The organism is uncultured Pontibacter sp., assembly GCF_947499215.1.
In the GTDB taxonomy this organism is placed as follows: Bacteria; Bacteroidota; Bacteroidia; order Cytophagales; family Hymenobacteraceae; genus Pontibacter.
Genome location: NZ_CANMNI010000002.1, coordinates 769,326 through 794,013, shown reverse-complemented (window position 1 = coordinate 794,013; position 24,688 = coordinate 769,326). Strand labels below are relative to the sequence as shown.

Genomic DNA, 24,688 nt, shown 5'->3' with positions numbered 1-24,688 from the left:
AAGTATGCCCCGAATAAAAGTAGCTATACCTGCGCACGTCTCTTTTGAGGCGGCCATACCTGTCCGCATCACGGATCTTAATTACGGTGCCCACCTCGGTAATGATGCCTTGCTCTCTATTTTGCACGAAGCCCGCCTGCAGCTGCTGCGCCACTTCGGCTATACCGAGCTGGACTTAGGCGGAGCCAGTCTCATCATGGCCGATGTGGCAATCGAGTACAAGGGCGAAGGCTTCTATGGCGACGTGCTCACACTGAAGCTCGCTTTTGACGATATACACAAGTATGGCTTTGACATTACCTATCACGTGCTCAACCAAGATGGCAAGGAAGTGGCCCGTGCCAAGACCGGTATGTTGTGCTTCAACTACCAAGAGCGAAAATTAATGGCATTGCCCGACGAAGTAAAGGCCCGGATTGAAACTAAAGCCTAAGTATTTTTGTAATTTTGCAGTATGACACTGATTGCAGACATTAATATACTGAACAAGAAGGATATCCGTAAGCTGTCGCTGGACGACTTAAAGGCATGGTTGGTAGAGCAGGGCGAAAAAGCTTTCCGTGCCAAGCAGGTCTATGAGTGGATCTGGAAACACTCGGCCCAGTCGTTTGAGGAGATGAACAACGTGAGCTTGGCCTTGCGCGAAAAGCTGGACCAGCACTTTGCCATTAACGCGGTGCAGGTGGCTACCAAGCAGCTCAGCAACGACGGCACTATCAAGTCTGCTTTCAAGCTCTATGACAGCAATATTGTAGAGGGTGTGCTGATACCGCACGACGAGCGCAAGACCGCCTGCGTGAGTAGCCAAGTAGGTTGCTCGCTTACCTGTAAGTTCTGCGCCACGGGCTACATGGACCGCGTGCGTAACCTCGATGCCGCCGAAATCTACGATCAGGTGGTGCGCATCAACGAGCAGAGCATGCAACAGTATGGCCAGCCACTCACCAACATTGTGTACATGGGTATGGGCGAGCCAATGCTTAACTACGCCAATGTCATGAAGAGCATTGAGCGCATCACGGCGCACGATGGCTTGGGTATGGCCGCGCGCCGCATTACGGTGAGCACGGCAGGCATCGCCAAGATGATCAAGAAGATGGCCGATGACGGTGTGAAGGCGAACCTCGCCTTGTCACTGCACGCGGCAAATGATGAGAAGCGCAACCAGATCATGCCGATCAATGAGACTAACTCACTAGAGGCTTTGACAGATGCACTGAAGCACTTCCACCAAGTGACGGGCCGTAAGGTGACGTACGAGTACATCGTGTTTGATAACTTCAACGATTCGCTGCAAGACGCAGAGGAACTGTTGCGCTTCACAAAGATCATTCCTTGCAAAGTAAATTTGATCGAGTACAACCCGATTGAGAACGCTGACTTCGTGAACACGGCCGACGAGCGTCTGGAGAAATTCATCTACTACCTCGCTGATCGTGGTGTGCAGGTGAACGTGCGTCGCAGCCGTGGCAAAGACATTGACGCCGCCTGCGGACAGCTAGCCGTAAAAGAGAAACAACCAGCTTAATATAGAAGCTTACTAAAAAAAGGGCCTCCGCTATAGCATAGCGGAGGCCCTTCTTTCTTTAGCTTATTTTGTCGTTTAGCCGGCTTTGTTAAACCGGCCCTCAGGCCTTGGCCTTCCGCTCGAAATGTCGTGTGGGTTGTTGGTTATTTCCTGCTCTCTGAACAGCACGGCGTGCTCTTTCGGACGTATTTCCTCTCCAAACTCACTGGCGTACTGCTGTGTAAACTCTGCACCGAACAGTACGATAAGCGAAGAGTAGTAGATCCAGACGATTATAACGACCATAGAGCCCGCCGCACCGTAAGCCGAGCCCGGGTCACTGGTACTGATGAACCAGCTGATGAGAAACTTACCGATCGTGAAAAGCAAAGCTGTGATCAGGGCTCCGACCCATACGTCTTTCCACTTTATAAAGGCATCTGGCAGGTATTTAAAAATAAGGGCGAACAAGGCGGTAATAATACCGACTGACAGTATAAAGTCCATCGCCTTGATGAGGAAGTACAGCACATCAGGAGAAATAAACTGCAAGTAGTTGTCGAAGATGTCGCGGAGGTAATCGCTCAAGATAGAGATGACGGCACTCAGCAAGAGTGAAACAAGCATCAGCAGAGCGATGCTCAACACGATGCCAAATGAGAACATGCGTACCTTCAACATCTTCACAATGCCATTTGTTGGCTTCGGCTTCACGTTCCATACCCGATTAAGCGACTCCTGCAGCGTAGCAAAAAACGTAGTGGAGGCAAAAATAAGCGTGCCTATACCGATCCAGAAAGCAATACCGCCTCCCTCGCTCACAGCCGCGTTCTGAATAATGGTCTCAATTTCTTCTGCTGCATTGGGGCCTATAGCTTCTGATATCTGCGCTGAGAGCTCACCCGAAACAGCCTTTTCCCCTAAAAAAAATCCCGCTGCCTGTATAATGATAATTAACAGGGGCGGAATGGAAAAGATGGCGTTAAAGGCCAGCGCCGCAGCGAGCAATAGTGCCCCACTCTCCAGAAACCCATTGAAGGTCGATTTAGTGAGCGGAAGGATTTTACTGGTTATAGATTTCGTCATATCGCGTTGTCAGTATCAAGATAGGTTTTTGATACGGCAGCGATAAATGTTAGGTTAGAAAAGTGAAGCTGACTACAGTTTGTCAATGGTGGCGGTTAGGCTACCGCGGGCGTTTACAAGGGCTTTTATACCGGTAGGGGTCAGGTATATATCTTCCAGCTCCAAGTCGTTGACAGCCCCGCGCAATAGTACCGCCTCGTGCATGCGACCCGACTGATTCAGGGTATGCTGTAGCATGTTGCGCACATCGGTCAGTTGGGTTTGTACAGGTATGCTCACTTGGCTTTGGATCATGTCTTTGAACTTGTTTTTAGCCAGCCAACTGGCCGTGCTCACCAGCATGTCTTTCGTTTCCAGATCGTAGTCTATGTCACGGAGTTTGATGGAGGCGGTTTGTGTATCGTAATAAGGCGTGCCGCGCAGGTATACCTTACCCACCAGTTTTTTAGTGAAAAGGCCTGCCTTGGTTTTTCCGTCCACATCGAGCATCAGCACTAGCTGGCTGCCACTTGGTGTGATGGCGGCGTCTTTCACAGTGATCTGGCTTTTCCCGTCGTCAAACTTATATGTCTGGTTCGCCACCTGTTGCTGCATTAGGCTGCTAGCATGGGTATAAGGCACTGTGGCGGTGAGTCCAATCTGAATGTCGTCGCGCAGGTGGTTGTCGATGATGAGTTTGGGCAGGTTGCGGTTGAGTTGCGTTTGCGGTTTGCCGTCGGTTGTGACTTGCATATAAGAGGTAATACCCAAACGGGTATGGAAGCTGCCATTGTGTGCGTAGAGCGGCGCCATGCGCACTTCTTGTGGTGCCACACTCAGCCAAGCGTTCAGGTTGTCGTCCAGTTTTACGGGCTGCTGCATCTGCACCCATGTGTCGGCTACATACTGCCGCAAATTCAGACGGCTTTGAATCTCCTTGTCCAGCTGTCTGGCGATCACATTCATCTGCTGCTTCATGGCAGGCTCTATAAAACGAGCCAGTCCGATCTTGAGCGGTCCTAGATTAATGTAGGGTTTGGTATTGCCCCACTCAAAGTTACTACTCGTGATCGTGTTGATTTTGTAGTCTTCGGAAAGACCGAAGCGGCTCTCCGCTTTCACCACCATATCAAACGAAGTCGCTTCGGATTTGCTGAATGAAGGGCAGGCCTTGCAGGGCTCCCACTGCCAACGGCCTTTGGCGTATACTTGCAGCGGCACACTGAAGTATAGCTTGTCCTTATCGGCCTGTATGGTCATGCGCCCTTTTTTGAGCACGGTTACCATTAGGTTGTCATCGTCTAAGTTGTCGTCTTTGTAGAGCGTCCCCTGCAGTTCTTGGTTCAGTTTGTCCTCAATAGTCGATAGCGGGATGGAGATGGGTATGCTGATGGAAGAGAGCTTAGGCTGATAGGCAGGCGCAGTGGCGACACTTACCGGAGGAGCGGTAGTAGTGAGCCGGGCTGTGCTGGAGCATGCCTGAAAAGTGAGCAGACTTCCTAAAATAAAAACCAAGAAAACCAGCTGAAGGGTAGTGAGTCGAAACACGAGGTATAGCCTTATATATTTTGTCGCAAATTACGGCTTTTGCGGTCTGCTTGTACCTCCTGCTTAGTCAGTGGACTCAGGTAGCTTGTTTATCAGGTTGCAAAAGTCGAACGAGCATGGCACGGATGCCTTCTTCGGTGTCAACAATACCGCACTCCTGAATTGTTCCTTTCTGGTAAGTCGCAAAGAAAGGTGTACCAGTCAGCTTAACCTCTTGACTCGAAACAGGGTTCTCACTCGCGTCCATGCGCACAAAGCTTATCTCTTGGTATTGGGGTTCTAGGGAGAGCCTCCGGAAGGAGGGGGAAAGCACCTTACAAATAGGGCAGGCCGGATCAGTGAATTTTACGATTACGCGCTCTTTATCAAATATCAGCTGTCGCAGCTGGTTGTCAGTTATATCAGTTACAGTCATGTTTCATAGTTTTGAGATCCGCAAGCCTTTGGCAGGTATGCGACAAGGTGCTTGTAAGGTATAGACGTTTTGTGCAAAACATAGGTTAGGAGATATAGTTACATTAGGCTATCCGGAAGCCAAATTACAGAAAGCGAAAGGGCTAGCACCTGTCTGGTGCTAGCCCTTTTTTTGAATACTTCTGCAACGTTTTTTTACGCCAGCGTCTGCTCTTCCTTCATCTTCTTCAGGTTGAGGAGCATGTCCTCGGTCATCGCGTCGAGGTCGAAGGAAGGCTTCCAGCCCCAATCCTGCTGGGCGGCGCTATCGTCGATGCTCTGTGGCCACGAGTCGGCGATTTGCTGACGGTAGTCCGGTTTGTAGGTAATCTTGAAGTCAGGTATAAACTTACGGATGGAGGCGGCGATCTCCTCAGGCGAGAAGCTCATCGCGCTTAGGTTGTAAGAGCTGCGCACTTTCACCTGCTCGGCCGGGGCGTGCATCAGATCCAAGGTAGACTTCAGGGCATCCGGCATGTACATCATTGGCAGGTAAGTGTTCTCACTCAGGAAGCACTCGTAGGTTTCGCCTTCCAAGGCTTTGTGGTAGATATCAACGGCATAGTCGGTGGTGCCGCCGCCCGGTAGAGCTTTGTAACCGATCAGGCCAGGGTAGCGCAAGCTGCGCACGTCCAGACCGTATTTTTCGAAATAATACTCACACCAGCGCTCACCGGCCTGCTTGCTTACGCCATACACTGTGTTCGGGTCCATAATGGTATGCTGCGGCGTGTTCTGGCGCGGTGTGTTCGGTCCGAATACGGCAATGGAGCTTGGCCAGTAAACTTTCTCCACTTTATGCTCCAAGGCTAGGTCCAGCACATTGAAGAGGCCGTCCATATTCAGTTTCCAAGCGAATTTCGGGTTCTTCTCGCCAGTGGCCGACAGCACAGCCGCCAAGTGGTAGATTTGCTTGAATTTATATTTAGAAGCCAGTTCGGCCAGTACATTTGTGTCCAGCACATCCACTTTCTCGAATGGGCCTGAATCGAGGAGGTCAGCCTGTTTGGGCGCCGTAATATCGGCTGCCACTACATTAGACCCGCCATACATGTTGCGAAGCTCGAGGGTGAGTTCAGAGCCAAGTTGTCCGCAGGCGCCAATCACCAATACCGTGTCACTTGTGTTTGCCATAGTCAGAGTAAATTATTTGCACAAAGTAACCGATTTCAGGGCAATCCTGAAAATATAAGCACAAGATTCACAATGCTTCTATGGATGAGTCAACTCTGGCAACTGAGGATTAGCCTCAGCGCAGCCACATGGCTGCTTCACCTGATTCAATGCATGAATAACTGGTCATTTGTCTCAAAAAGAAAACGCCTGCCAATGGCAAGCGCTTCGCTCTCAACTAATCTAATCTTAACCTAATATTTTCACCTTGGGCCAAAGGTATGGCGGTCGATCGGGTACTGAAATAGGCGTGAGCAGATTTAATGATTAAGTAATGCAATGGTAAAATAGAAATAATGCGTACCTGTTTCAGGAGTCCGATTTTCTTATATTTGTCATGCCGATAGCCGTTGCAGGTATGCGACATAGGTTGATCAGGCTGATATGGAAAATGATTCAGGCTCGTTTCCGTACCTTTGCAGGTATAGGACACGGTCAGCGCTATATGACGTTTGAAGAGTATCTGGTAAAAAAGCGAATCAACAGGGAGGCCTTTGCGGCTGAAGACCCGGCCCGTTACAGGGTTTGGGAAAACATGTATGCCCAAATGCACCCTAACAGCTTTTATGTGTCCGTGAAAATGATGCTCAACGACGTGCGACTGCGATACCATCTGCGCGAAGAAGACGTGCCAAAGCCGACTACCACGGCCGCCCCGCGACCAGCCGCAAGACGCGCCACCGCTCCTATACCTAAAACTGAACCAGAGGCACCGACTGCTGTACCTACCGCAACGGATGTTCCACAGGAAACAACTGAGGAAAAGTCAGTTGCGCCTGCTGCAGCACCTAAACCAAGACCGGTAGTGCGCCGACCAGCCGCTTTGAAACCGCCGGTGGAAGGAGAGGGAGCGACTGCTGCAGAGAAGCCGGCCGAAGAAGCTGGCAAGCCTGCCGCGCCAAGAGCCAGACCGGTGATCAAGCGTCCGGCTGCGCTTTCAAAGCCAGACGAACAGCCAACCGCCCGGCAGCAGGAAGAGAATGCTATACCTGAGCAGTCCGATGCGGCCAATGAAGCATCAGCGGAAGCGCCGAAGCCTGCTCGTCCGAGACCGGTCATCAAACGCCCCGCAGCGCTGCAAAAGCCGTCGCAAGAAGGAGAAAAACTACAGGAAGGAGAGAAGCCAGCAGAAGCGCCAACCACAGGTATAGAACCAGCGAGCGGTGCGGCTCCTGCAGAAGCGCCAAAGCCTCCGCGCCCTCGACCGATTATAAAAAGGCCAACGGCTTTGCAGAAACCAGCGCAGGAGCCAAGCGCATCTGATGCAGGTGATAAACCGCCTGCTCCGGATGCGCCACAGCCTACTGCTGACGCGGAAAACCCGGCGCAGCCAACGGCAGACACATCAAAACCACCACGGCCTAGGCCTGTGATCAAGCGCCCGGCGGCACTGGCCAAACCAGCGGCCCCGGCGTCTGAACCGGAAGAGGCAAAACCTGCATCAGATGGAGTTGAGACAGCACCAGCAGCAGGAGAGGTGCCCGCGGAAGAAAAAACGCCAGCGAATGCACCGGCAGGGGAGTCAGGTATAGAACAGCCAGCCAAACCGCCACGTCCGAGGCCAATTATCCGCAGACCGGCTCCGCTCACAGTTCCGCAGGAAACAGCGCCGAGAGAGACAGCGGAACCGGAGGTCAATAAGGCTCATCAGGAAGCTCCTTCAGATGCAGGTTTAACAGCTAAGCCATCAGTTGGCGAATCCACTTTGCCGGAAGAGCAAAACGAGAAACCTAAGCCACCACGGCCCCGGCCAATCATGCGCCGTCCGCCGCCCAAAACAGAAAAGTAAACAAAGTGGGCAGAAGCTATACCTGCCCCGTATTATAGAACAAGTAACAGCTTAACGAAGATAACCCATGTACGAAACGTTAAAACCAGACTTAGAACAGCAGCTTGCCGAGATCAAGGAAGCAGGTTTGTATAAGCAAGAACGTATCATCACCACCCCGCAGGGCGCTGACATCGATACCACACAGATGCACCATGTGCTGAACTTCTGCGCCAATAACTACCTAGGCCTGTCGGCACACCCCAAGGTGATAGAGGCGGCCAAGCATGCCATCGACACCCACGGTTACGGCATGAGCTCGGTGCGCTTTATCTGCGGCACCCAAGACATTCACAAAGAACTGGAGCGTAAAATCTCTGAGTTCCTCGGTACTGAAGACACCATCCTGTATGCAGCGGCTTTCGACGCGAACGGCGGTCTGTTCGAACCTTTATTCGACGCTGAGTCAGCTATCATTTCGGATGCGCTGAACCATGCTTCCATCATCGATGGCATCCGTCTGTGCAAGGCTCAGCGTTTCCGCTACGAGCACAACAACATGGAAGACTTGGAGGCCAAGCTGCAGGAAGCCATGAATGCCGGCACCAAGCACCGCATCATCGTAACTGACGGCGCCTTCTCCATGGACGGCACAGTGGCGCAACTTGACAAGATCGTGGCGCTGGCTGACAAGTATAAGGCCCTGATTATGGTGGATGAGTGCCACAGTTCGGGCTTTATGGGTAAGACCGGTCGCGGTACGCACGAGTACCATAACGTGATGGGCCAGATCGATATTATCACAGGTACGCTGGGCAAAGCGCTAGGCGGCGCCATGGGTGGTTTCACATCAGGCAAAAAAGAGATCATCGACATGCTGCGTCAGCGCTCGCGTCCATACCTGTTCTCCAACTCGCTGGCTCCGTCTATTGTGGGCGCTTCCATCGCAGTGTTGGATTTGCTGAGCTCTACCACTGAGCTGCGCGACAAGTTGGAGTGGAACACCAAGTATTTCCGTGAGCAGATCACGGCGGCCGGTTTCGACATCAAGCCAGGCGACCACCCGATTGTACCGGTTATGCTCTACGATGCACCGCTGGCGCAGGAGTTCGCAGCCCGCATGCTCGACAAAGGTATCTATGTGATCGGTTTCTACTACCCGGTGGTTCCAAAAGGACAGGCTCGTATCCGTGTACAGCTCTCTGCCGTGCACGACCGCGTACACCTAGACAAGTGTATCGCCGCTTTCAAAGAAGTGGGCAAAGAGCTGGGTGTTATCAAATAAGCCCAACTTTATACTAGTATAGAAATAGCCGCTTCTGTTATGGGAGCGGCTATTTTTTTTATATCTTGTCATCATCACTGATACCTATACCTGCTATACCTATGAACAACATTAAAGTAAAAGCTGGTCAGTTGCTGCTCAGTACCGTGCTCGCATGGCTGGTTATATCATTTCTGGCTTATGCCACGGCAGGTATACGGGGTGAAGTTAACCTAACCGGTACCCTATTGCAGATCACCTTTTACTTCTCCATACTGCTTTCAGCGGAAGCTTACCTAAGTATGATGCTTAACCCGCAGTGGGTGCGCGTGAACTTGGGCATGGTGCTTTTGCTCTGCGCCCCTGCACTAGCCTATCTGACTTGGTTTGTCAGCCAAATTCTTTTTGGGTAAGCTAACTTCTCCTCAACATCAAGCTAAATCTATGCTATTTTGCTTCATCGGAAACGATCCCATCTTTGGCTCCATCTTCCTACTGGTGGCCGCCTATTACGTACTGGTGGTGCTCTCGCTGCTGCACCTGATCTTCAAAACAAACTATAACCTGACGGAGCGTCTGCTTTGGATGGTTGTGCTGTGGGTAGTGCCTGTGTTTGGCTTGCTGGCCTATTGGGTGTTTTGGAGTAGGAGAAGCAAGGTATAGACGCAAAAAAGCCTCCGCTAAGCAGAGGCCCTTTCCATAGTTCTAAGTATTTATCTTAAATGCGCTTTGGCTATTCTTGTTCTTTAGAGGCGTCTTGGCCTTGTTCGTCAAGGGTGATCGTACCAGTCTGACCTTCCTTGTTCGTCAGAGCGATCTCATAAAGCACTTTCGCATCGGCTGCACCTTCAGCTGGCTTCACTTTGTAGATGTCACCTACAGTCCACTCTTTATAAGCTTCGTGATCCAACACAGCCTTAACAGGCTCAGGAAGTTGGTCTTTGGTAACTTTCTCTTTATTATCGTTTTGAGTTTGAGTCTGAGCTTGCTCAGCAGCCTGTGCGGCTTGTGCGTTGGCATCGATTGATGTGAATCCAAGAAGGGCGATGGCGGCTGCTAAAAAAGTTGCTTTTTTCATGTTATGTCAGTTTAGTTTAGATTAACTATTTGATTTCGCAAAGCCCTATTGGCATAACCGTGCCAAAACCTGACATTTGTTTTAAATTGTTGATTATAAGGTGGTTGCAATATTGTTTCGTTTTATGCAACCTGTGGAAAGGGAACTGTAAATGGGGAATGTATTCCACACTTTGGGGTGAGACCGAACAACTTTAGGAAATGCTTTAGGCTATACCTGTATTGATGGTAAATGAAAAAGCCAGCCCCAAAAGGCTGGCTTTGCTGTTAGTGCGATATATATCTTAGGCTGCACTCACCGACTTCTCGGCAGGAGCCGGAGCGGCGGCTGGTTTCTGGTCTGTGTCGAACAGGAACTGGTTGAGTTTTACGCGAAGGTCGGCGGAGGAAAGATTGCGGTATACCTCGGCATTACGAACGAGCGCAATCTGGCCGGTCTCTTCCGATACAACGAGCACCACACTGTCGGTTACTTCAGTGAGGCCGATGGCGGCGCGGTGGCGCAGACCCATGGAGGCTGGTATCTCGTTGTTCTCTGTTACAGGCAAAATACAGCGTGCCGCTTTGATGCGATTGCCCGAGATGATCACGGCGCCATCGTGCAACGGACTCGTTTTGTTAAAGATCGACATCAGCAGACGCTTCGAGATTACGGCATCGATCAAGTCGCCGGACTCGGCGTAATATTTCAATTCAGAGCTTTTGGCAAATACGATCAGCGCACCCGTGTTCTTGGCGGCCAGCGATTTGGCGGCTTCTATAAAAGGAGTGAGGCTGAGTTTGTCCACTTGCTCACGGCGCCACGGAAAGCCACGGAACAGGCGGTCGTTGTTAAAGGCGGTGGTTTTACCGATGAGCAAAAGAAAGCGTCGGATCTCAGGCTGGAACACGATGATGGCTGCCAGAACACCCACACCCATAAACTGGCCGAGGATGATACTGAGCAACTCCATGCCTGCCGCCCTTACCACTAGGTATAGCAGGTATACGGAGAGAAGTCCCAAGAAAATTTTGAGGGCTACGCTACCGGTCAGGAGCTTGTAGAGCTGGTACAGCAATACCGTAACGAGCAGGATGTCGAGTACATCCAGCAACTCAATCTCCAAAAAACCCAGTGTAAATAAAGGAATCAATGCGCTACTTTCGTGTATAGTTGAATAGTCTGTTTAGTTTCTTTTACGTCGTGTACCCGCAAAATGTCGGCGCCTTTTCCTAACGCGATGGTGTTGAGTGCTATTGTGCCGGCCAGTGCTTCAGATTGGTCGATGCCCAGATACTTGTAGGTCATGGACTTGCGGGATACTCCCACTAGTAACGGCAGCTCGAGTATGCGAAGTTCCTCGAGGCGGTGCATTAGCTCAAAGTTCTGGTCTACGGTCTTAGCGAAACCGAAGCCCGGGTCCAGAATGATGTCATTCACACCCAAATTTTTTAGCTGCGCCACCTTCGCCTGCAACTCGTCGATTACATCCAGCACAAGGTCATTATAGTCCGTCAGGCTGTTCATGGTCTGTGGTGTGCCGCGCATGTGCATGAGGATGTAAGGCACTTGCATTCGCGCCACGGTTTCGAACATGGCTTCATCTAAGTTGCCACCCGAAATGTCGTTGATGATAGAGGCGCCTGCCTGTATACTTGCATCGGCCACATCTGCCCGGAAGGTATCAACTGAAATAACGGCCTCCGGAAAATGCTGTATAATCGCTTCGATAGCAGGTATAACCCGGTCCAATTCTTCAGCTACCGATACGTCCGCAGCGCCCGGGCGGGAGGAATAACCTCCCAAGTCGAGGATGTCGGCACCGTTGCCCAGCATGCTTTCGGCACGGTGTACTACTTCGTCAAGAGAGCTGAGGCGGCTGCCCGCATAAAAGGAGTCAGGCGTAACATTGAGGATGCCCATGACTAGCGGCATATCCAGCGAAAGGATTTTTCCGCGGCAGTTAAGTGTACTTTTCTTTCGAAAAAACTTATCTTTCGATTCCAATGTTGGCGTATCTGTCAATCGTTTAAAATTAAAGCTAAAAAGTTGATTAGTCAAACACTCCAGGAATATAATCAGGTAGTAAACCGCTGCAAAGATACCTTCGTCAAGAAGACCAAAGATTACGGCACCGCCTGGCGCGTGCTGCGCCTGCCGTCCATCACCGATCAGATCTTTATCAAGGCGCAGCGTATCCGCTCCATTCAGGAGAAGGGTAAGCAAATGGTGGAGGATGATATCCGCGACGAGTTTGTGGGCATTATCAATTACTGCGTGATTGCGCTGATGCAGCTCAAACTGCAGGAGAGTGACGAGCTGACGCTTTCGGCAGAGGAGGTGGAGCGCCTATACACCGCCCACATTGAGGAGAACATCAAGCTGCTCAACGCCAAGAACCATGACTACGGCGAGGCGTGGCGTGACATGCGCGTGAGCTCCATCACCGATATCATCCTGATGAAGCTCTACCGCACCAAGCAGATCGAAGACAACGAAGGCCATACCCTAATCTCAGAAGGCGTAGAAGCCAACTATCGCGACATGATCAACTATGCCGTGTTCGCGCTGATTAAGTCAGGCTTTGCGGAGTAACCTCCCCCAGCCCCCTCCTAAAAACAGGAGGGGGGTAAAGGTAAATTGGCTGAAAGGTATATTTTCTGTCATTTCGAGAGAAGCTAGAAATCTGAATGATTAAGCAATCAGCTCTCTTATTGCATTAGGGATGACATTGCAATGCACACGTTTAAGGCATTGAGTTTTTAATTTCTGTATAAATCATCTAACATATTCTTCTCCCCCTCCTGTTTTTAGGAGGGGGCAGGGGGGAGGTCAATTATGCGATATATCACCAAATTTTTCTGGCTTTTTGTGGGGGTGCTGTTCATCTTCTCGGGCCTGATCAAGATCAACGACCCGGTGGGGACGGCCATTAAACTGGAAGAATACTTCGAGGTATTCGCCCATGACATTTCGCCTGTGTTCCTGTCGCTGGTGCCGGCGGCGCTGTTTCTGTCCATCTTCCTGAGTGCGGCCGAAATCGTGCTGGGCGTGGCGCTGCTTATCCGTTGGAAGCTCAAGGAAGTGCTGTGGCTGCTGTTGGCCATGATCGTGTTCTTCACCTTCCTGACCTTTTACTCAGCCTACTTCAATAAAGTGACTGACTGTGGCTGCTTCGGCGATGCCATTAAGCTTACGCCTTGGGAATCGTTCACCAAAGACATCGTGCTGCTGGTGATGATCGTTTGGCTGCTTCTTAATAAACGCTACCTGCAGCCGCTGGTACAGCCGAAAGTTGGAGCTGCTGTAACAGCACTCACTGCTTTAATTTCGGTAGGCATCGGTTGGTACGCCTACGAGCACCTGCCTTATGTCGACTTCCGCGCTTATAAAATAGGCAACAACATACCTGCGCTAATGAAGCCATCGGCACCACTGCGCTATAAGTATGTGATGGTGAAAGACGGGGAAGAGCAGGAGTTTGAGGAGTACCCGATGGGCGATGACTATACCTTCAAAGAGATGGTTGCCATCAATCCGGAGGACGGCCCGAAGATCACCGACTTCAACGTGTGGAACGATGAGGGCGACTTCACGTCGGAGATCCTGAGCGGCAACAAACTGCTGGTGATCGTGCATAACGTAGAGAAAGCCGACCGCAGTAACATCGATCAGATAAACCAACTGGTGCAGGAGGCCGAGCAGCAAGGTATAACGCCGGTGGTAATCACCTCGTCGGGTCGTCAGGAGTTTGAGGCCTTCCGCCACGAAGTTGGTTTGGCCGCTCCCTATTTTTTCGGTGACGGCACTGTGCTCAAGACCATGATGCGCTCCAACCCCGGCACCATGCTGCTGCAGGACGGTACCGTAAAAGGCTTGTGGCACCACAACGACACGCCAGAAGTGTCGGAGTTGGTGAGTTTGCTGTAAGAATCCTCTCTATACCTTGGCTTTGAACACACAGCGCATTTTCCTGATCGGTATGATGGGAGCCGGCAAGACTACCTTAGGTAGACAGTTGGCCGAGCGGCTGGGCTATGCCTTTGTGGACCTCGACGAGTACATTGAGCAGCGGGAAGGCAGGAGCATTGCGCAGTTGTTTGAGGAAGGTGGGCAGGAGTTTTTCCGACAGAAAGAACGTCAGGCACTGGAGGTAGTGGTGAGAGAATTTGATAAAGCTGTTGTCGCTACTGGCGGCGGCACCCCCTGCTTCTTCGACAACATGACTTTTATCAACCAGCAGGGTACGAGCATTTTTCTGGATGTGCCGGCGCAGGAACTCACGCGGCGTTTGATTGTAACAGATCTCACACTACGCCCTCTTCTCGCGCAAAAAAATGAAGCGGAGCTAAAAGATTTCATAGTCAAAACATTAGCTACACGCATAGGTTTCTACAAGCAGGCTAGGTATACGGTATCGGGAAAAAGGTATAACATTGAACGATTAGAATCGTTAGTTAAACCATAACAAAAACTCCTCGTTACCGCTTATGTATTGCAGCGGATAAATACATACGCTATACCTAATATTTTAACTAATTTTGCAGTTGAAATCCGTTTTTAGCAAAACCTGACTATGAAACCTAATCACAAAGGACAAGCCCAGATATTCCAGAACCCTGTGCTGGAAAGACTGACGCGTACACACATCGCACTGCCTATTTCCATCTTTATCGTTATTGCCATCGGTCTGATCTATTATGGCATCACGTACAGTTTCATCAATGTGCTGGAGGCGATCGGCTTTTTTCTACTGGGCTGGCTTATCTTCTCGCTGATGGAGTACAGTGCCCACCGTTTCGTGTTCCACATGGATACGGATACACCCATGAAGGAACGCATACAGTATACTTTCCACGGTAACCACCACGAGTATCCAAAAGACAAAGAGCGCTTAGCCATGCCACCCATCGTGAGCCTTTTCATCGCTTCGTTCCTTTTCTTTGTGTTCAAGCTGATTTTCGGACAGTTTGTATTTGGTGTAGTGGCTGGTATGTTGTTTGGCTATGCGCTATACCTGTTCGTGCACTACGCGGTACACGCCTATGCACCACCTAAAAACTTTCTGAAGCAACTCTGGATCCATCACAGCATTCACCACTACAAAGACCCCAACGTGGCCTACGGCGTGTCATCTCCGCTTTGGGACTATATACTGGGGACCATGCCGAAGCGAAGCAGCAAGTAAAAAATCAAAAAGGGAGCCATTTGGCTCCCTTTTCTTTTGTGTTAGGTATTAAGCTTACCGTCTGAATCTGCTGAACAGCCAGCCTACAAGGGCCACAATCAGGACGATGATGATGAGCGCGGTCCACATACCGGCTTTAAAGATGTCGGCAATGACGTCGCAACTGGTCATTGTCAGCGCCATAAATACGAATAGGATTGGCAGGTATAGCCTTATATTTTTCATAGTTTATAGATTTATCAGTTATAGCGTAGTCAACTATAAATCCCTCCGGAAGTAAAGCCGACTGGCTAATATGACGATATTGTCATATATATCAGATACTTGCTTTTTGGCGAAAAGGTTAGCTTGTAAGGGGTGGGTTGGCTGAGGAGTATCCACACAACTTCCTTAACCTAAGGTGCTCCAGATGAGTAAACACATGAAAATGTCTTCATGTTTATAACGAACCAATTACTTCATGATAGATTTCTACACCTTTATCAAGCGTTTTGCGGCGGCGGTACTTATCGTTCTACTCGCTTACCTATTAATAAGCCAAGGGTACTTTTTTCTGCTGGTGTTTTCGGGTATTCTACTTGCCGTGCTCTTCAGCGGCATGGCGGAGTGGGTGGTAAAAAAGACAGGAATGAAGCGGTGGATAGCACTGTTGCTGTCAGTGATTTTCTTCTTCGGGTTGCTTGTGGGGGCCTTTTGGTTGTTAGCGCCTACCATGACAGAGCAGGTAGGCCAGATGCGTGAAGCCCTGCCTAAGTCCGTTGAGCAGTTGCGGGACTGGCTGGGCGAACGGGGCTGGGGCGAGCGTGTTGAGAAGGCACTGCCTGAAGATTTAAAAAGTGCCATCCCAGAGCAGCAGGACCTCATCTCCAGTATTGGCGGTGCCTTCTCCACCACGCTTGGTTTTATTGCCGATTTTGTGATAGTGCTCATCACAGCCCTATTCCTAGCCTCGAGTCCAAGCCTTTATACCCATGGTCTGACAAAGCTATTCCCGGTCCATAAGCGAACACGTATACTGGAAGTGCTACACAAATGCTATGACACCCTACGGAAATGGTTAGTGGCCATGCTGCTGGCTATGACCATGATTGGCGTCAGCACCGCCATTGGCTATAGTCTCATAGGACTTCCCTTGGCATTCGCATTGGCCTTCATCGCCTTTCTTTTCGCATTCGTGCCCAACATTGGTCCTTGGCTGGCGGGAGTGCCGGCCGTGCTCATCGGCCTGATGGAAGGCGGGCAGATGGCGCTATATGTAATCCTGATATATGGCGCCATCCAGATGGTAGAGAGCTACGTGCTCACCCCGATCATATTCAAACGGACAGTTGACCTGCCGCCAGCCTTGCTGCTGTTCTTTCAAGTGCTGCTTGGCCTGCTGTTGGGAGCATTAGGACTATTGCTGGCCGCGCCGATATTGGCCGTGTTGATGGTAATCGTGCAGGAGTTGTATGTAGAGGATGTGCTAGAGGCGGAAGAGGTACGCAAATAAAAAAAGCCGCTTAACAGTTTTACCTGTAAGCGGCTTTTTTCAAGCTCTCCCTCCTGGGCTCGAACCAGGGACCCTCTGATTAACAGTCAGATGCTCTAACCGACTGAGCTAAGGAAGAGTGTTTCGGTTATGTTCGCTGGCGTTGTGCTGCCGTTGAATTATGATGCAATATTACGGTGCTTTTTGAGATTATGCAAGTCCTGTCCAAAAAAAATCTTCTTTAAAAGCGTAAATTTCTGGGAATCAATCTAAAAAAATTAATTTGTGATGTATAGCAACGAGCCGTCCAGTGCGGTTCGGTATTGCCTAAGTCCATAAACGGCCGGCCCGGTCATCACACCACCCTGAAAGTTAAACTGGGAGCCGCAGCAAGAGTCTATGATGAACAGGTTGGACTGGTCAACCTCCACACGGCCGCAGGGTGAGGCCGCCGTCGGGTCGTAGGTACAGGCCCGCTCAAAAGCAAGGTATAGGTTGGCATTCTGGCGCACTACGATGATGCCTTTGTAACCTCCGTCCAGATAAGCGTAGCCCCCGTCTTGCCGCAAGCGTGGATACAGCTGGCTGTTCACGTTGATCTGTTCGCTCACCGGCACATTGGGTATCCCCGGCCCTTGGTTGTTGTCGTTGCAGGAGGCAAGCAGCAACAGGGCCAACAGGCACAGGAGCTTACTGGTAATCGTAAAAGCCTTTGCCGGATTTGCGGCCATGGTGGCCAGCGTCCACTTTCTGCTGCTGTATGCGGCTCGGTCTGAATTTCGGGTCATAATGGAAAGCCTCAAACATAGAGGAGGTAACAGAGTAATTGGTGTCTACGCCGATCAGGTCCATCAGTTCGAAGGGACCCATCTTAAAGCCACTGGCCTGCATGAGGCGGTCAATGCCTTTTGCGTCGGCCACACCTTCTTCCAGCAACTTTAACCCTTCTACATAGAAGTGACGTGCCACCCGGTTCACGATAAAGCCCGGTGAGTCCTTGGCCATTACCGGTTTTTTGTCCAGTTTCAAAGCCAGCTGTCTGATCGTTTTGGCCACTTCCGGCGAGGTGGCGGCTCCGGAGATCACTTCCACCAGCTTCATGATATGGGCCGGGTTGAAGAAGTGCATGCCCACCACACGCTCTGGATTTGGTATGCCGGCTGCAATCTGGGTGATGGGTATAGAAGAGGTATTGGAAGCAAAGATGGTATTCGGTGTGTTCACCGCATCCAAATCTTTAAAGATGCTCTGCTTCACTTCGAGGCGTTCTACCACCGCTTCAATGATAACGTCGCAGCTCAGCTGCAGCGTATCGCCGGTATAAGACAAATTCTCTAAGGCAGCTTGTTTGTCAGCCTCCGTCAGTTTGCCGCGTTCTATCCCCTTGTCGAGGTTTTTGACGGTGGTGGCTTCGGCTTTCTGCAGCACCTGCGCATTGATGTCGAACAGGATGGTCTTATACCCTGCCTGCGCACAGATCTGCGCAATGCCTTGGCCCATCGTGCCTGCACCTACTATACCGATCGTCTTGATATCCTCGAAGTTCATAGTCTTGATTGTTAATAGTTAGTTGATTGTTTAAAAACCGCAGATCAGAACTGTTTCACTAATCGTGAGGAATGCTGAAGCTGGCGAAGCCAAACAATCAGCCATAAACAATCATCAATTAAATAACCCCTTTAAACTGGCGAAGGAAGCGCACGTCGTTTTCAGTGAACAGGCGCAGGTCGCGGATCTGGTAGCGGAGCATGGTGATGCGCTCGATGCCCATACCGAAAGCAAATCCGGAGTATACCTCCGGGTCGATGCCGCAGTTGCTGAGCACGTTCGGGTCTACCATACCGGCGCCGCCAATCTCTACCCAACCGGACTGCTTGCAGATGTTGCAGCCCTCACCTTTGCAGATGAGGCACGAAATGTCGATCTCGGCGCTTGGCTCTGTGAAGGGGAAGAATGACGGACGGAAGCGGATCTTGGTCTCCTGCCCGAACATCTCCTTGGCGAAGTAATAAAGCGTTTCTTTAAGGTCTTTGAAGCTTACGCCTTTGTTTACGTAAAGGCCCTCCACTTGCTGGAACACCATGTGCGCACGGGCCGAAATGGCCTCGTTACGGTACACGCGTCCGGGCATGATGCTGCGCAGCGGCGGCTGGTTGTTTTCCATCAAGCGCACCTGCACGTTGGAAGTATGGGTACGGAGGAGCTTGTCACGATCTTCGCTGAGGAAGAAAGTATCCTGCATTTCGCGGGCTGGGTGGTTCTCCGGGAAGTTCAGGGCCGTGAAGTTGTGCCAGTCGTCCTCGATCTCCGGACCGTCGGCTACGTTGAAGCCAATGCGCTCGAAGATGCGCACGATCTCGGCACGCACCAATGAAAGCGGATGGCGGGTGCCAAGTGTATTTGGTATAGGAGGTAGCGTAAAGTCAAAAGCGTTTTCGGCTTCAGAACCAGTCGAGGCATTGGCCAACTGCTCCTGCGCCTCATCAAAGCGGGTCTGTGCGCGGTTCTTGAGTTGATTCAGTTCCTGACCCACCTGACGGCGCTGCTCTGGCGCCACTGATTTGAGGTCATCGAAAAGGGCGGCGATGGCACCTTTGCGGCCAATGTAAGCGATTCTGAATTGCTCCAACTCGGCAGCGCTCCCAAGCTGCGCTGCCTCTATCTCTTGTGCTACTCTCTGTATATTCTCAACCATAGTATGCAAAGATAATAATTTGCGAAATGTCTGCGGATGTTTTGATTTGATAAATAAGGTCTGTCTTGTGCTCCATTTGAAGATAGGGCTAAAAAGATCTAGGAAAAACTATCCCCTTGAGGGTATTATAGGGGTGTAATGCCAGTGACGAATTTATCGATCAAAAAACCAACACCTATCTTGCTCCTCCTAATGCAGGGTCGTTTTGTTCTAGCAAATTCTCTCCTTGAGGACAAGTGAGTTCGAAACTTGCGAGCGAAGCTCGAAGAGGGGTGTTGGCATTTAGCATAAGCTTTTTGCTACCGGTTTTACACCCCTGTAGTCCCCTCTAGGGGACAGTTTCCGGTAAAACTTAACAGAATTAATCTTTGAAGGGGCAGGGGGATGATAAACCACAGTCGGTAAATGTTTCAAATTAAAATCCTAATTTGCTTTACCGACGCAAAACGGTCGTTTACCGACTTCTGTCCGGGGGTAGCCTAATAGCCATTGAGTTGTGCCAAGCCATCCTATACCTTTGGTACAGATCTTAAAACTAAAGCGAAATAAAGCCATGAAAAATCAAGATTATAAAAGCGGCGGTTCCGGCAAAATGGCCGGTACTTTTCTACTTCTAGTGGGCCTACTATTATTGGTCGCAAAACTGAATATTATGTTCTTTCCGCCGGGCTTCTTCTCGTGGCCAATGCTCCTGATCGCGCTGGGTATATTCTTGGGTATTAAAAACTCTTTCCGGAAGCCGGGTTGGCTGGTGTTAGTAGTGATAGGCGTCTTTTTCATGCTTGACTACTATTATATTGACAATATCAGTCTTAAGCGTTTTTTCTGGCCTGCACTTATTATTAGCTTAGGTGTATGGCTAATGGTGCGACCTAAAAAGCGCAACCCTTGGGAAAACCAAGTTGGTTCAGGCACTAACCCTCGGCCAGAAGAAACCCCCGGCTACTACACCGATCCTGTGAATGGCGCCTACCCCGGCGGCTATACCGACTACACCGGCAATGAAACCTATACCTCCAGTGGCTATGACGGAGCTCAGGGCTACACGGCAGGTGGACCTGAAGACCACATCGACAGCACAGCGGTGCTCGGCGGCATAAAAAAAAACATCGTCTCTAAGAACTTCAAGGGAGGCGAAGTGGTGAGTGTCTTCGGGGGCACCGAGCTCAACCTGATGCATGCCGACATTCAGCACCCAATTGTGCTGGAGGCAACCCAGATCTTTGGGGGCACCACTCTGATCGTGCCGCCGCACTGGCAGATCAAGTCCGATGAAATGGTGGCCATTCTGGGCGGTATCGACGACAAGCGCCCTAGTTTGCCACAGGGATACGACCCGAACAAGGTGCTGATCCTAAAAGGTACTACCCTTTTTGGCGGCCTAAGCATTAAGAGCTACTAATGGAGGGGGTGGCGTCACAGGTACGCTTGGGGCTGCTATACCTCGGCTGGGCTTTGCTCTGGTCCTTGGTACAGGCACTGGTACTGTGGCCGACGGGCTTCGGGTGGCGCATCACTGTAACGGATGCTTTGCTTACCAATTTGGTTCTGGCCATTGGTGGCTATGCCATGGGCACGGGTCTGCGCTACTACCAACCTAGCTTACGGCAGGCAGGCTACCTGTTGGGCTGGAGCCTCGGGCTGGCAGGTATAAGCGCCACCATCTTCTACTGGAGCGCCCATACCCTGTTCGAAAGTAATGCGCCTTACCTGAGTTTCGTGAACAGTACCCTAGCCGTTCGGGTGGCTTTTAACTGGCTGATGCTGCTGTTGATGCTCCTCCTGACGTGGCTCTGGTTCTATACCCGTGAGCTGCAGGAGGCCGAGAAGCGCAAAGCCGCCACCGAAAAGCTGGCCCGCGAAGCCGAGCTCTACAACCTGCGCCAGCAACTGCAGCCGCACTTTTTGTTCAACAGCCTCAACTCCATCAGCGCATTGGCGGTGAGCAGGCCCGAACAGGCCCGCACGATGGTACAACAGCTTTCGGATTTTCTGCGCGGCACCCTGCGCAAGGACAACAACCAACTGGTGCCGCTAGGTGAGGAACTGAAGCAACTGCAGCTTTACCTTGACATTGAGAAGGTGCGCTTCGGGCACAGGCTGCAGGTAGAGGTAGAGGCCACAGAGGAGAGCCAAAACATGAAGCTGCCTGTTTTGTTGCTGCAGCCGGTCGTGGAGAACGCCATCAAGTTTGGGCTCTACGATACAGTAGGGGAGACGGCCATCAAAGTAAAAGCCACTGCCGCTGACGGCTACCTGACCATCACCACTCAAAACCCTTACGACCCCGCCACGAGCCAGCCCCGCAAAGGCACCGGCTTCGGGCTCGACTCGATTCAGCGCAGGCTATACCTGCTCTATGCCAGACAGGATCTGCTGCGCACCTCACAACAAGACCATCAGTTCACTACCACCATCCAGATACCCCAGCACTATGAAAAAATGCCTGATAATAGATGATGAGCCACTGGCCCGCAGCATTGTGGCCGAGTACCTGCAAGCATACCCCGAACTGGAGGTGGTGCAGGAGTGCGGCGACGGTTTCGAGGGCGTAAAGGCCATCATGCAGCACCAGCCCGACTTGATCTTCCTCGACATCCAGATGCCCAAGATCAATGGCTTCGAGATGCTGGAGCTGGTGGAACAGGCGCCCGGCGTTATCTTCACCACCGCATTCGACGAGTATGCTATCAAAGCTTTTGAGGCCAATGCCGTGGATTATTTGCTCAAGCCCTTCAGCAAGGAGCGCTTTGATGCGGCCATACGCAAGTGGTTGCAGAGCCAGACAGTGGCAAAGGCTATACCTGCAAGCGCCGCGCTGGACGAAGCTACTGGCAAACAACCTGAAGAGCAGCACCGCATTGTGGTGAGGGCAGGCAACAACATCCGGATTATACCTGTAGGAGATGTGCTATACCTAGAAGCCTACGATGACTATGTGAAGATCCATACCCGAGACGGCGTGTTCCTAAAGAAGAAAACCATGGGCTATTATGAAAAAGCACTGGATCCAAAGCAGTTCGTGCGGGTGCATCGCTCATATATAATGGCCCTGTCGCAGCTCACGCGCATTGAGCCCTTTGAGAAAGACAGCCATGTGGCCCTGCTGCGCAACGGCGAGCGCATTCCTCTGAGCAAGAGCGGCTATACCCGCTTGCGAGGTGTGCTGGGCATTTGATCGCTTATCCCTATGTAAATATTTGAATTTATCTGATTATGGATATGGTTTTAGCTGTTTGAAGTCAAAATGCAAGCGTCTGAATCAGCTTTTGCCCTGTTCGTCTAATTTGTTTTTCTCCCTTACAAAAACCTGTCAAATTTGCCACACTTGAGGCAGATTTTAACTCGCCCTGAAAGTCTGAACATTTACTAAATAATTCTGTTAAACACTTGCGGAAACTTTCGGGATAAAAAACGTTTCCGTAGTTTTGCCCCGGAATTATGAAAATGGAAACGACAGTACAACCATCGGTAAAAGACAGGATCGCAGCAGAGGCATTTAAGCTTTTCTGTCGCCGTGGCATCAAGGGTTCCTCTATGGACGACATTGCCCAGCACCTTTCCATGTCGAAGAAGACCATTTACAAGTGGTTCAGCAACAAAGACGAGATTGTGTTTTGGGCGATCAACTCTTACCTGACCTCAGTGGATGCGGACTGTGAGCGATGCAAGCAAGAGGCGCCCAATGCCATCGAAGAGCTTTTCGCGATCATGAAGACCACGCGCCGGGTCTTCGCCAGCATTCACCCCGGCATTTTCTACGACCTGCAGAAGTACCATGCCAATGCTTGGCAAAAGTGGCAGGAGTACAAGAGCCATGACTTCCTTCACCGGATAAAGGATAACCTCGAGCGTGGCATCTCTGAAGGCCTGTTCCGTCAAGACCTAGACGTAGAGGTGATCGCCCGCCTTCGCCTTGCCCAAATCGAGGTGCCTTTTGATGAAACCCTTTTCCCGCGCTTCCAATTTGAGTTGCTGCATGTGCAGACGGCCAGCCTCGAGTACTTTATGCTCGGGATTGCCACGCTCAAAGGACACAAGATGATCAACGACTACAAGCAAATTACTGAAGAAGAATAATCGTTCACACCTCTCCAATTATGAAAAAACACATCAGCCTGTTACTGGCACTGTTTGTCTTGCTAAGCCCTTTAGAGGTGCTGTCGCAAGGGTCGCCGCAGGCATTTAGTCTGCAACAGAGTATAGAGTATGCCCTGCAGAACCGTGCCAACCTAAAAATGGCCCGCAACCAACAAGACATTGACAAAGCCAAAGTAGGGGAGATCCGGGCGATGGGCTTACCCCAGATTAATGCAGCCGCCGACTTGGGCAAGAACGTTATTCAGCAGAAGAGCTTCCTGCCGGCTGAGTTTTTTCAGGATCCGGACGACCCAAACTCGCCGGAGCCGGGCACCTTCGTGCCCGTGGTGTTTACGCCGCAGTATACCGGTAACGCCGCGATCACAGCCAGCCAGCTCTTGTTCGACGGCTCCTACCTGATCGGCCTGAAGGCAGCTAAGACCTATACCGAACTGTCCAAAAAAGGAACGGTGCAAACTGAGATAGAAGTAGTTGAGCAGGTGACAAAAGCCTATTACAGTGTGCTAGTTAGCCGGGAGCGCATGGAGCTCCTCAACCAGAACCTCTACCGCCTCGACACACTCTTGAAGCAAACGCAAGTGATGTTCGACAATGGCGTGGCCGAAAAACTGGATGTGGACCGTCTGCGGGTGACTTACAACAACCTGAAAGTAGAAAAGCAGAAGACCGAGCGCTTGCTCATTTTGGGCGAAGACCTGCTCAAGTTCCAGATGGGTATGCCGCAGAAAGAAGAGTTGATCTTGACAGACAGCCTGAGCGAAGTGCAGGTGGATATGGCCAAGACGGATCGCAACGGCTTTAACTACAGCAACCGCATCGAATACTCCATGCTTGAAACGCAGCGCGACCTTGCCATGCTGAACCTGCGAAACATCCGCTCCGGTTACCTGCCGAAACTATTTTTGAATGGTCGTTACGGCTATTTGGCCGCCAACAATGACTTTAGCGAGATGACCCGTAGTCGCAACTGGCTCGACTTTGCCTATGTGGGGCTAGGTCTGCAGGTACCGATCTTCGACGGCCTGCGCAAGCACTACCAAGTACAGCAGTCCCGCCTGACGCTCGAAAACACCAAACTTGGTTTTGAGAATCTGGAGCAGGGTATAGATCTGGAACTGGAGCAGGCCTCTACTGACCTGACCAACTCACTCGACGTGCTGGCATCGCAGCGCGAGAATCTAGAACTGGCCGAAGAGATTTCCCGCGTTGCCAAGATCAAGTTTCAGGAGGGTGTGGGCTCTAACTTAGAGGTTGTGACCGCCGAAACGGACCTGCGCCAAGCACAGACCAACTACTACGCCGCCATGTACGACGCACTCATCGCGAAAGTGAACCTCGACAAAGCCACCGGCACCCTATTGACAAAATAAAACACCCGAAAAAGATTTACGCACGACT

At 51.0% G+C, this 24,688-nt stretch carries 27 protein-coding genes and 1 tRNA gene; 16 read left to right on the top strand and 12 right to left on the bottom strand.

The annotated features are described in order from the left end of the window. Positions 1 to 4: 4 nt before the first annotated feature. The gene (locus tag Q1A04_RS11580) at positions 5 to 433 is read left to right on the top strand and encodes a thioesterase family protein (protein WP_299705697.1); all 429 of its coding nucleotides are present in this window, start codon (positions 5 to 7) and stop codon (positions 431 to 433) included. Positions 434 to 454: 21 nt separating this feature from the next. After that, positions 455 to 1,528 (top strand): 23S rRNA (adenine(2503)-C(2))-methyltransferase RlmN, encoded by a 1,074-nt coding sequence (gene rlmN / locus Q1A04_RS11575; protein ID WP_299705695.1) that lies wholly within the window; start codon positions 455 to 457, stop codon positions 1,526 to 1,528. A gap of 75 nt (positions 1,529 to 1,603) precedes the next feature. Here rlmN and Q1A04_RS11570 read toward each other — a convergent pair whose 3' ends face one another. The 4 genes from Q1A04_RS11570 to Q1A04_RS11555 form a co-directional block, all read right to left on the bottom strand. Then, positions 1,604 to 2,593 carry a YihY/virulence factor BrkB family protein gene (locus Q1A04_RS11570; RefSeq protein ID WP_299705692.1) on the bottom strand — a complete coding sequence of 330 codons (990 nt, stop codon included), beginning with the start codon at positions 2,591 to 2,593 and terminating at the stop codon, positions 1,604 to 1,606. 72 nt (positions 2,594 to 2,665) lie between these two features. Next, the gene (locus Q1A04_RS11565; protein ID WP_299705689.1) at positions 2,666 to 4,087 is read right to left on the bottom strand and encodes a DUF4403 family protein; all 1,422 of its coding nucleotides are present in this window, start codon (positions 4,085 to 4,087) and stop codon (positions 2,666 to 2,668) included. A gap of 109 nt (positions 4,088 to 4,196) precedes the next feature. Continuing rightward, on the bottom strand, positions 4,197 to 4,535 hold the full coding sequence (locus Q1A04_RS11560; protein ID WP_299705686.1) for a thioredoxin domain-containing protein: 339 nt from the start codon (positions 4,533 to 4,535) through the stop codon (positions 4,197 to 4,199). A gap of 194 nt (positions 4,536 to 4,729) precedes the next feature. Continuing rightward, a complete protein-coding gene (locus Q1A04_RS11555) occupies positions 4,730 to 5,707 on the bottom strand; it encodes an L-threonine 3-dehydrogenase (RefSeq protein ID WP_299705683.1) in 978 nt (325 codons plus the stop codon). Positions 5,708 to 6,104: 397 nt separating this feature from the next. On the opposite strand from Q1A04_RS11555, the gene Q1A04_RS11550 reads away from it, so the two are divergent. The 4 genes from Q1A04_RS11550 (at position 6,105) to Q1A04_RS11535 (ending at position 9,441) form a co-directional block, all read left to right on the top strand. Beyond that, positions 6,105 to 7,535: a hypothetical protein gene (locus tag Q1A04_RS11550; RefSeq protein ID WP_299705680.1), complete on the top strand. Its 1,431-nt coding sequence runs from the start codon at positions 6,105 to 6,107 to the stop codon at positions 7,533 to 7,535. A gap of 67 nt (positions 7,536 to 7,602) precedes the next feature. Beyond that, positions 7,603 to 8,799 (top strand): glycine C-acetyltransferase, encoded by a 1,197-nt coding sequence (gene kbl, locus Q1A04_RS11545; RefSeq protein WP_299705677.1) that lies wholly within the window; start codon positions 7,603 to 7,605, stop codon positions 8,797 to 8,799. A 101-nt stretch (positions 8,800 to 8,900) separates the two neighbouring features. Continuing rightward, positions 8,901 to 9,191: a hypothetical protein gene (locus tag Q1A04_RS11540; RefSeq protein ID WP_299705674.1), complete on the top strand. Its 291-nt coding sequence runs from the start codon at positions 8,901 to 8,903 to the stop codon at positions 9,189 to 9,191. A gap of 31 nt (positions 9,192 to 9,222) precedes the next feature. Beyond that, positions 9,223 to 9,441 (top strand): PLDc N-terminal domain-containing protein, encoded by a 219-nt coding sequence (locus Q1A04_RS11535; protein ID WP_299705671.1) that lies wholly within the window; start codon positions 9,223 to 9,225, stop codon positions 9,439 to 9,441. Positions 9,442 to 9,511: 70 nt separating this feature from the next. Here the strand turns inward: Q1A04_RS11535 and Q1A04_RS11530 are convergent, their stop codons facing one another. From Q1A04_RS11530 to folP, 3 genes are all read right to left on the bottom strand, one after another. After that, entirely contained in the window at positions 9,512 to 9,856 is a 345-nt protein-coding gene (locus Q1A04_RS11530) for a hypothetical protein (RefSeq protein WP_299705668.1), read from the bottom strand. Between the two features lie 283 nt (positions 9,857 to 10,139). After that, positions 10,140 to 10,988, bottom strand: a complete 849-nt coding sequence (gene cdaA, locus Q1A04_RS11525; protein ID WP_299705665.1) for a diadenylate cyclase CdaA — start codon at positions 10,986 to 10,988, stop codon at positions 10,140 to 10,142. Beyond that, positions 10,985 to 11,842: a dihydropteroate synthase gene (folP, locus tag Q1A04_RS11520; protein ID WP_299706994.1), complete on the bottom strand. Its 858-nt coding sequence runs from the start codon at positions 11,840 to 11,842 to the stop codon at positions 10,985 to 10,987. The genes cdaA and folP overlap by 4 nt, the downstream gene beginning before the upstream one ends. A 42-nt stretch (positions 11,843 to 11,884) precedes the next feature. On the opposite strand from folP, the gene Q1A04_RS11515 reads away from it, so the two are divergent. From Q1A04_RS11515 to Q1A04_RS11500, 4 genes are all read left to right on the top strand, one after another. Continuing rightward, the gene (locus Q1A04_RS11515; RefSeq protein ID WP_299705663.1) at positions 11,885 to 12,430 is read left to right on the top strand and encodes a DUF1599 domain-containing protein; all 546 of its coding nucleotides are present in this window, start codon (positions 11,885 to 11,887) and stop codon (positions 12,428 to 12,430) included. 243 nt (positions 12,431 to 12,673) lie between these two features. Continuing rightward, entirely contained in the window at positions 12,674 to 13,765 is a 1,092-nt protein-coding gene (locus tag Q1A04_RS11510; RefSeq protein WP_299705660.1) for a BT_3928 family protein, read from the top strand. Between the two features lie 16 nt (positions 13,766 to 13,781). Beyond that, positions 13,782 to 14,303 (top strand): shikimate kinase, encoded by a 522-nt coding sequence (locus Q1A04_RS11505; protein ID WP_299705657.1) that lies wholly within the window; start codon positions 13,782 to 13,784, stop codon positions 14,301 to 14,303. Between the two features lie 108 nt (positions 14,304 to 14,411). Continuing rightward, positions 14,412 to 15,023 carry a sterol desaturase family protein gene (locus tag Q1A04_RS11500; RefSeq protein ID WP_299705654.1) on the top strand — a complete coding sequence of 204 codons (612 nt, stop codon included), beginning with the start codon at positions 14,412 to 14,414 and terminating at the stop codon, positions 15,021 to 15,023. A gap of 54 nt (positions 15,024 to 15,077) precedes the next feature. Here Q1A04_RS11500 and Q1A04_RS11495 read toward each other — a convergent pair whose 3' ends face one another. Further along, on the bottom strand, positions 15,078 to 15,248 hold the full coding sequence (locus Q1A04_RS11495; protein ID WP_299705651.1) for a hypothetical protein: 171 nt from the start codon (positions 15,246 to 15,248) through the stop codon (positions 15,078 to 15,080). Positions 15,249 to 15,483: 235 nt separating this feature from the next. On the opposite strand from Q1A04_RS11495, the gene Q1A04_RS11490 reads away from it, so the two are divergent. After that, on the top strand, positions 15,484 to 16,515 hold the full coding sequence (locus Q1A04_RS11490; RefSeq protein ID WP_299705648.1) for an AI-2E family transporter: 1,032 nt from the start codon (positions 15,484 to 15,486) through the stop codon (positions 16,513 to 16,515). 44 nt (positions 16,516 to 16,559) lie between these two features. Here Q1A04_RS11490 and Q1A04_RS11485 read toward each other — a convergent pair. The 4 genes from Q1A04_RS11485 to pheS all read right to left on the bottom strand — a co-directional run bounded on the left by Q1A04_RS11485 (position 16,560) and on the right by pheS (position 19,189). Continuing rightward, a tRNA-Asn gene (locus Q1A04_RS11485) sits at positions 16,560 to 16,633 on the bottom strand. Positions 16,634 to 16,772: 139 nt separating this feature from the next. Beyond that, on the bottom strand, positions 16,773 to 17,225 hold the full coding sequence (locus tag Q1A04_RS11480; protein ID WP_299705645.1) for a hypothetical protein: 453 nt from the start codon (positions 17,223 to 17,225) through the stop codon (positions 16,773 to 16,775). Continuing rightward, positions 17,185 to 18,042, bottom strand: a complete 858-nt coding sequence (locus tag Q1A04_RS11475; RefSeq protein ID WP_299705642.1) for a 3-hydroxyacyl-CoA dehydrogenase NAD-binding domain-containing protein — start codon at positions 18,040 to 18,042, stop codon at positions 17,185 to 17,187. Before Q1A04_RS11475 ends, Q1A04_RS11480 begins: the two co-directional genes overlap by 41 nt. A 118-nt stretch (positions 18,043 to 18,160) precedes the next feature. Continuing rightward, complete coding sequence (gene pheS, locus Q1A04_RS11470) at positions 18,161 to 19,189, bottom strand: phenylalanine--tRNA ligase subunit alpha (RefSeq protein ID WP_299705639.1); 1,029 nt, start codon at positions 19,187 to 19,189, stop codon at positions 18,161 to 18,163. A gap of 553 nt (positions 19,190 to 19,742) precedes the next feature. On the opposite strand from pheS, the gene Q1A04_RS11465 reads away from it, so the two are divergent. The 5 genes from Q1A04_RS11465 to Q1A04_RS11445 all read left to right on the top strand — a co-directional run bounded on the left by Q1A04_RS11465 (position 19,743) and on the right by Q1A04_RS11445 (position 24,660). After that, positions 19,743 to 20,591: a hypothetical protein gene (locus tag Q1A04_RS11465; RefSeq protein WP_299705636.1), complete on the top strand. Its 849-nt coding sequence runs from the start codon at positions 19,743 to 19,745 to the stop codon at positions 20,589 to 20,591. Next, positions 20,591 to 21,649, top strand: a complete 1,059-nt coding sequence (locus Q1A04_RS11460) for a histidine kinase (protein ID WP_299705633.1) — start codon at positions 20,591 to 20,593, stop codon at positions 21,647 to 21,649. The genes Q1A04_RS11465 and Q1A04_RS11460 overlap by 1 nt, the downstream gene beginning before the upstream one ends. After that, complete coding sequence (locus tag Q1A04_RS11455) at positions 21,624 to 22,367, top strand: response regulator (protein ID WP_299705630.1); 744 nt, start codon at positions 21,624 to 21,626, stop codon at positions 22,365 to 22,367. Before Q1A04_RS11460 ends, Q1A04_RS11455 begins: the two co-directional genes overlap by 26 nt. Before the next feature lie 269 nt (positions 22,368 to 22,636). Next, positions 22,637 to 23,269 carry a TetR/AcrR family transcriptional regulator gene (locus tag Q1A04_RS11450; RefSeq protein ID WP_299705627.1) on the top strand — a complete coding sequence of 211 codons (633 nt, stop codon included), beginning with the start codon at positions 22,637 to 22,639 and terminating at the stop codon, positions 23,267 to 23,269. Positions 23,270 to 23,289: 20 nt separating this feature from the next. After that, positions 23,290 to 24,660 carry a TolC family protein gene (locus tag Q1A04_RS11445; RefSeq protein WP_299705624.1) on the top strand — a complete coding sequence of 457 codons (1,371 nt, stop codon included), beginning with the start codon at positions 23,290 to 23,292 and terminating at the stop codon, positions 24,658 to 24,660. Positions 24,661 to 24,688: the final 28 nt, after the last annotated feature.

Excerpts from the sequence above, each read along its gene's own strand:
- Q1A04_RS11580 (WP_299705697.1), top strand. The coding sequence starts at position 5 with ATGCCCCGAATAAAAGTAGCTATACCTGCGCACGTCTCTTTTGAGGCG.
- rlmN (WP_299705695.1), top strand. The coding sequence starts at position 455 with ATGACACTGATTGCAGACATTAATATACTGAACAAGAAGGATATCCGT.
- Q1A04_RS11570 (WP_299705692.1), bottom strand. The coding sequence starts at position 2,593 with ATGACGAAATCTATAACCAGTAAAATCCTTCCGCTCACTAAATCGACC.
- Q1A04_RS11560 (WP_299705686.1), bottom strand. The coding sequence starts at position 4,535 with ATGACTGTAACTGATATAACTGACAACCAGCTGCGACAGCTGATATTT.
- Q1A04_RS11555 (WP_299705683.1), bottom strand. The coding sequence starts at position 5,707 with ATGGCAAACACAAGTGACACGGTATTGGTGATTGGCGCCTGCGGACAA.
- Q1A04_RS11550 (WP_299705680.1), top strand. The coding sequence starts at position 6,105 with ATGCGACATAGGTTGATCAGGCTGATATGGAAAATGATTCAGGCTCGT.
- kbl (WP_299705677.1), top strand. The coding sequence starts at position 7,603 with ATGTACGAAACGTTAAAACCAGACTTAGAACAGCAGCTTGCCGAGATC.
- Q1A04_RS11540 (WP_299705674.1), top strand. The coding sequence starts at position 8,901 with ATGAACAACATTAAAGTAAAAGCTGGTCAGTTGCTGCTCAGTACCGTG.
- Q1A04_RS11535 (WP_299705671.1), top strand. The coding sequence starts at position 9,223 with ATGCTATTTTGCTTCATCGGAAACGATCCCATCTTTGGCTCCATCTTC.
- Q1A04_RS11530 (WP_299705668.1), bottom strand. The coding sequence starts at position 9,856 with ATGAAAAAAGCAACTTTTTTAGCAGCCGCCATCGCCCTTCTTGGATTC.
- Q1A04_RS11510 (WP_299705660.1), top strand. The coding sequence starts at position 12,674 with ATGCGATATATCACCAAATTTTTCTGGCTTTTTGTGGGGGTGCTGTTC.
- Q1A04_RS11500 (WP_299705654.1), top strand. The coding sequence starts at position 14,412 with ATGAAACCTAATCACAAAGGACAAGCCCAGATATTCCAGAACCCTGTG.
- Q1A04_RS11495 (WP_299705651.1), bottom strand. The coding sequence starts at position 15,248 with ATGAAAAATATAAGGCTATACCTGCCAATCCTATTCGTATTTATGGCG.
- Q1A04_RS11490 (WP_299705648.1), top strand. The coding sequence starts at position 15,484 with ATGATAGATTTCTACACCTTTATCAAGCGTTTTGCGGCGGCGGTACTT.
- Q1A04_RS11480 (WP_299705645.1), bottom strand. The coding sequence starts at position 17,225 with ATGGCCGCAAATCCGGCAAAGGCTTTTACGATTACCAGTAAGCTCCTG.
- Q1A04_RS11475 (WP_299705642.1), bottom strand. The coding sequence starts at position 18,042 with ATGAACTTCGAGGATATCAAGACGATCGGTATAGTAGGTGCAGGCACG.
- pheS (WP_299705639.1), bottom strand. The coding sequence starts at position 19,189 with ATGGTTGAGAATATACAGAGAGTAGCACAAGAGATAGAGGCAGCGCAG.
- Q1A04_RS11465 (WP_299705636.1), top strand. The coding sequence starts at position 19,743 with ATGAAAAATCAAGATTATAAAAGCGGCGGTTCCGGCAAAATGGCCGGT.
- Q1A04_RS11460 (WP_299705633.1), top strand. The coding sequence starts at position 20,591 with ATGGAGGGGGTGGCGTCACAGGTACGCTTGGGGCTGCTATACCTCGGC.
- Q1A04_RS11455 (WP_299705630.1), top strand. The coding sequence starts at position 21,624 with ATGAAAAAATGCCTGATAATAGATGATGAGCCACTGGCCCGCAGCATT.
- Q1A04_RS11450 (WP_299705627.1), top strand. The coding sequence starts at position 22,637 with ATGGAAACGACAGTACAACCATCGGTAAAAGACAGGATCGCAGCAGAG.
- Q1A04_RS11445 (WP_299705624.1), top strand. The coding sequence starts at position 23,290 with ATGAAAAAACACATCAGCCTGTTACTGGCACTGTTTGTCTTGCTAAGC.